Origin of the sequence: Deinococcus sp., assembly GCF_018260555.1 — a bacterium.
Lineage (GTDB): Bacteria > Deinococcota > Deinococci > Deinococcales > Deinococcaceae > Deinococcus.
On the sequence record NZ_JAGLBB010000121.1, the window covers coordinates 1 to 4,214 of the forward strand.

5 protein-coding genes are annotated in these 4,214 nt (G+C 66.8%); 1 reads left to right on the plus strand and 4 read right to left on the minus strand.

The window, feature by feature from the left end:
- Positions 1 to 36: 36 nt before the first annotated feature.
- Genes argC through argF form a run of 3 tightly spaced genes read right to left on the minus strand, consistent with a single transcriptional unit; the run spans position 37 to position 2,206 of the window.
- Complete coding sequence (argC, locus tag QZ271_RS14040) at positions 37 to 957, minus strand: N-acetyl-gamma-glutamyl-phosphate reductase (RefSeq protein ID WP_291432519.1); 921 nt, start codon at positions 955 to 957, stop codon at positions 37 to 39.
- Positions 954 to 1,283 carry a hypothetical protein gene (locus tag QZ271_RS14045; RefSeq protein WP_291432521.1) on the minus strand — a complete coding sequence of 110 codons (330 nt, stop codon included), beginning with the start codon at positions 1,281 to 1,283 and terminating at the stop codon, positions 954 to 956. Before QZ271_RS14045 ends, argC begins: the two co-directional genes overlap by 4 nt.
- Positions 1,283 to 2,206, minus strand: a complete 924-nt coding sequence (argF, locus tag QZ271_RS14050) for an ornithine carbamoyltransferase (protein ID WP_291432528.1) — start codon at positions 2,204 to 2,206, stop codon at positions 1,283 to 1,285. The genes QZ271_RS14045 and argF overlap by 1 nt, the downstream gene beginning before the upstream one ends.
- 878 nt (positions 2,207 to 3,084) lie before the next feature.
- On the opposite strand from argF, the gene QZ271_RS14055 reads away from it, so the two are divergent.
- A complete protein-coding gene (locus QZ271_RS14055) occupies positions 3,085 to 3,870 on the plus strand; it encodes a histidinol-phosphatase (protein ID WP_291432524.1) in 786 nt (261 codons plus the stop codon).
- Between the two features lie 77 nt (positions 3,871 to 3,947).
- Here QZ271_RS14055 and QZ271_RS14060 read toward each other — a convergent pair.
- A partial coding sequence (locus QZ271_RS14060) for a type ISP restriction/modification enzyme (protein WP_291432526.1) occupies positions 3,948 to 4,214 on the minus strand: 267 nt, incomplete at its 5' end.

Sequence of the window (4,214 nt, forward strand, 5' to 3'; positions counted from 1 at the left end):
TGATTCGGAAGTGCACCGAATCAACCGCAGTCCGTATCAGCCCAGGCCCAGCATGAGGTTCAGGTTCTGCACCGCCGCGCCGCCCGCGCCCTTCCCGAGGTTGTCCAGCCGCGCGGCCAGCACCGCCCGCTCGCCGTCCCCCGAGGGGTATACGAACAGTTCCAGGTTGTTCGTGCCGTTCAGGGTCTGCGGGTCCAGCACCGGCGGGTTGTCGGTCATGTCGAACACGCGCACGTACGGCTGCCCGGCGTAATGCGCCGTTAGCGCCGCGTGCAGGGCGTCCGGCGTGGTCCCCAGCTCGCGCAGGTGCAGTGGGATGGTCACGGTCATGCCCTGCGCCCACGCGCCCACGTTCGGCGTGAACACCGGCGTGCGGCTCAGGCCCCCGTAGCGCATGGTCTCGGGGATGTGCTTGTGCTCCAGGCCCAGCGCGTAACTCAGGAACTCGCCCTTCATGGCGTGCGGTTCGTTCTTCTCGTGTGCGTCCACGAGCGCCCGGCCCCCACCGGTATAGCCGCTGTACCCCTGGATACTGACCGGGAAGTCCGCCGGGATCAGGCCCGCGCCCGTCAGCGGCGCCAGCAGCGAGATCGCGCCCGTGCTGTAACAGCCGGGGTTCGCCACGAAGCGCGCCGCGCGGATCGCGTCCGCCTGCCCCGCATTCAGCTCGGGGAAACCGAACACCCACGCCGGATTCACCCGGTGCGCCGTACTGGCGTCCAGCAGCCGCGCCGCCGGATTCGTGGTCAGCGTAACTGCCTCGCGCGCCGCGTCGTCGTGCAGGCACAGGACCGACACGTCCGCCGCGTTCAGCAGCTCTGCCCGCGCCGCCCTGTCTTTGCGCCGCGCCGGGTCGATGCTCAGCAGCTCGATATCCGCCCGCCCCTCCAGCCGGGAGCGGATCTGAAGACCGGTCGTTCCGGCCTCGCCGTCAATAAACACCCTGGGGACTGTCATGCTTGATTCTCCATCAGAGACTGCGTGACCTGCGCTTGCAGGCGTTCGAGGTTCATAGCCAGGGACATCCCTGGTTTCAGGTGCGTCTGGCAGAGGCGGCGCGTCACGAACGCCCTACCGGGTCGCGCAGTGGCGCGGGTCGTTTCAGGTCGCCGCAGGTCCAGTTCCTCCTGCGTCTCGCGGCACAGGGCCTGCTCGTACGTCTTGCCGCGCCCCACGCAGCCCCGTGCCCCCGCGACCTGCGGTTCGTTCCCGTGGGCCAGGACAGAGGGCAGGTCGTCGGGCGTCAGGGGCCGCAGGGTCAGGCGGGGGGTGAGGGTGTTCATCACCAGCGGGGTTTCAGGTCGCCCATGACGTGGTACAGCAGGGCTTTCTGGGCGTGCAGGCGGTTTTCGGCCTGATCGAACACGCGGCTCCTGGGGTGCTCGGTGGCTTCGGGGACGGTCTCCTCGCCGTAGTGGGCGGGCAGGCAGTGCAGGAAGATGCCGTGCGGGGCGAGGGTGTCGAGCATTTCCGGCGTGACCTGGTAGCCCTGGAAGGCGCGGCGGCGGATGTCGGCCTCGGCTTCCTGGCCCATGCTGATCCACACGTCGGTGTACAGCACGTCCGCTCCGGCGATGGCGGCGAGATCGTTGGTGAGGGTGATGTTCACGCCGGCCCGCACGGCGTCCATGAGGACTCCGGCGTTCGGTTCGTAGCCGACGGGCGTGACGATGGTCACGTCGGTGCCGGTCAGGACGCCCATGTGAATGTGGCTGTTGGCGAGGTTGTTGCCGTCACCGATGTACACGACGCGGCGGCCCGTGAGGTCGGTGCCGAACGCTTCCTCGATGGTCTGGTAGTCCGCCAGCAGTTGCGCGGGGTGCAGCATGTCGCTCAGGCCGTTGATGACGGGAATACTGGCGTGCTGCGCGAGTTCCTGGAGGGTCTGCTGGAGGTACACGCGGCCCATGACGGCGTCCACCCAGCGCTCGAGGTTACGGGCGACGTCACTGACGCGTTCGCGGGTGCCGAGGCCGATCTCGGTGTTGCTGAGCGTGATGGCGTGCCCGCCAAGCTGGTACATGCCCACGTCAAAGGTGGTGCGGGTGCGCAGACTGGCCTTCTCGAACACCAGGGCGATGCTCAGGCCCGTCAGGGGTTTCACGGCGCGCCACTCGCCGCGTTTCATGGAATGCGCGGTGTCCAGCACGGCGCGCAGTTCGCCAGCAGTCATGTCGAGGTTCCCGAGGAAGTCACGCCCGGCCATGACGGGCCTGGGCAGCGTGTCCAGGGTGAGCAGCGCGGGTCCGTCAGCCTGCGCGGCGACTGCATCTTTTTTCGCAGCAGAATTCTGCGCCGCCGCAGTCTGTTTGGGGGCGGCACCGGCCTTGGCCTGGTTTTTCTTCTTTGGGGCGACCTTCGTCATAGGCGAGGAGTATACCCGCTTCATGTCAGCCTGGCCTCACCCCGGATCGGTAGCGCATGAATATGCATTCTGGATGACTGGACATGCAGGCCAGGATATAGGGCACGAGAAGCGGGAGGCGGCCACCACCGCCTCGCGCACGCGCCTTGCCTTATGCGAAGTCATACGAAGTGCGCGTCACTGCGCCACAGTCGGGAAGGCCGCCGCCTGCGCCTCCATACCGCCCAGAGACGTCTGTTGATCCTGTTCGCATCCGCCCGGACTCCATCGGAACCGCACCGAATCAACCGGCATCCGTATCGAACGGACTCCGATTGGATGGGCTGCAAAGACCATTCAATACGAGCGGATGCGAGTGGGAGAGAAACGGGTTCCGGACGTGGAGCTGCCAATCCGGTGAAGTTCCGGAGTGTCAGCGAAACAGTCCGTATCAGTTGGAATGGTTTGCGACACCCGGATCATTCAAGCGGCCTCGCGGAGCTGCGCCGCGCAGCGAATGGGCGCACAGAGGGTCCCGGGAGTGGTGTTCGAGAGTTCGGTGCATAGGCAACTTGTAAGCCAAACCGACGCAGTCGGTATCAGATCGAACGCGACGGACGCCCCGCCGCTACTGGTGGCGGCCCTGCCTGCACTGATCATGCCTGGTGCACAGGGCACCTCCCCCACCATGGGCTTCCCGCACGTGAAGGACAGCCCCAGGGTTGCCGTACCCTGTGGGCATGACTGGACCGCTGTTCGATTCTCATATGCACACGCCCCTGTGCGGGCATGCCACGGGCTCACCCCGCGAGTACGCCCAGGCGGCGCTGGACGCCGGACTGACAGGTATCTGTTTCACGGATCACACGCCGATGCCCGCGTGGTACGACGCGCCGTGGCGCATGCGCCTGGATCAACTGACACAGTACGTCGAGGACGTGCGGGCCGTGCAGGCCGAGTTCTCCGGGCGGCTGGACGTGCGCCTGGGCCTGGAAGCGGACTTTCACCCTGGCACGGAACGCTACCTGGAAGGCGTGCTGGGCGCGCACGCGTGGGATTACGTGATCGGCAGCATTCATTACATCGGCGCGTGGGGCCTGGACAACCCGGAGTTCATCGCGGAATACGACAACCGCGACCTGGCGGGCGTCTACCGCGATTACTACGCGCTGGTCGAAGGCGCCGCAAAATCAGGGCTGTTCGACTCCATCGGGCACCTGGACCTGCCCAAAAAATTCGGGCACCGCGACCCGGACGGGTACGCCGCGCTGCATGCGCTGGACGTGATCGCCGAGCGCGGCCTGAGTCTGGACTTCAACACGGCCGGATGGCGCAAACCAGTCGCCGAGGCCTACCCCGCCCCGGACCTGACCCGGCAGGCCGCCGAACGCGGCATCCCCTTTGTGCTGGGCAGCGACGCCCACAAGCCCGGCGAGGTCGGCCACCGCTTCACCGACGCCATCAAGCAGATTCACGACGTGGGCGGGCGGATCGTGACGTATCAGGGACGCATGCGGCACGGGTAGAGCGGAACATCCTGGCTCCCCCTGGGGGGAGCTGGCCGCGCAGCGGACTGAGGGGTCACCCACCAGCGCAGGTTTACTCAGCCCCCGGCACCCCACGCCCACACGTCCCCCTGCACCCGCGCGTAACTCGCGTCCAGCTGCGGCCCCAGCAGCACCAGTTCCGCCAGTCGCCGCGCCATGCGACTCACCTCCCGCGCCTCATCCAGCGTCAGGGCGCGGCCCAGCACGCCAAACTCGCGGTAACTGAGCCACTTCTTCATCACCTGATACCCACCAATCGTGTACTCCCACACGAGAGCAGGCACGTTCTCCCAAACCCACGCGTCATTCAGCGCCACGTCCAG

Bases quoted from the DNA above. Each gene is read 5' to 3' on its own strand.
- argC (WP_291432519.1), bottom strand. From the start codon at position 957: ATGACAGTCCCCAGGGTGTTTATTGACGGCGAGGCCGGAACGACCGGT.
- QZ271_RS14045 (WP_291432521.1), bottom strand. From the start codon at position 1,283: ATGAACACCCTCACCCCCCGCCTGACCCTGCGGCCCCTGACGCCCGAC.
- QZ271_RS14055 (WP_291432524.1), top strand. From the start codon at position 3,085: ATGACTGGACCGCTGTTCGATTCTCATATGCACACGCCCCTGTGCGGG.
- argF (WP_291432528.1), bottom strand. From the start codon at position 2,206: ATGGCCGGGCGTGACTTCCTCGGGAACCTCGACATGACTGCTGGCGAA.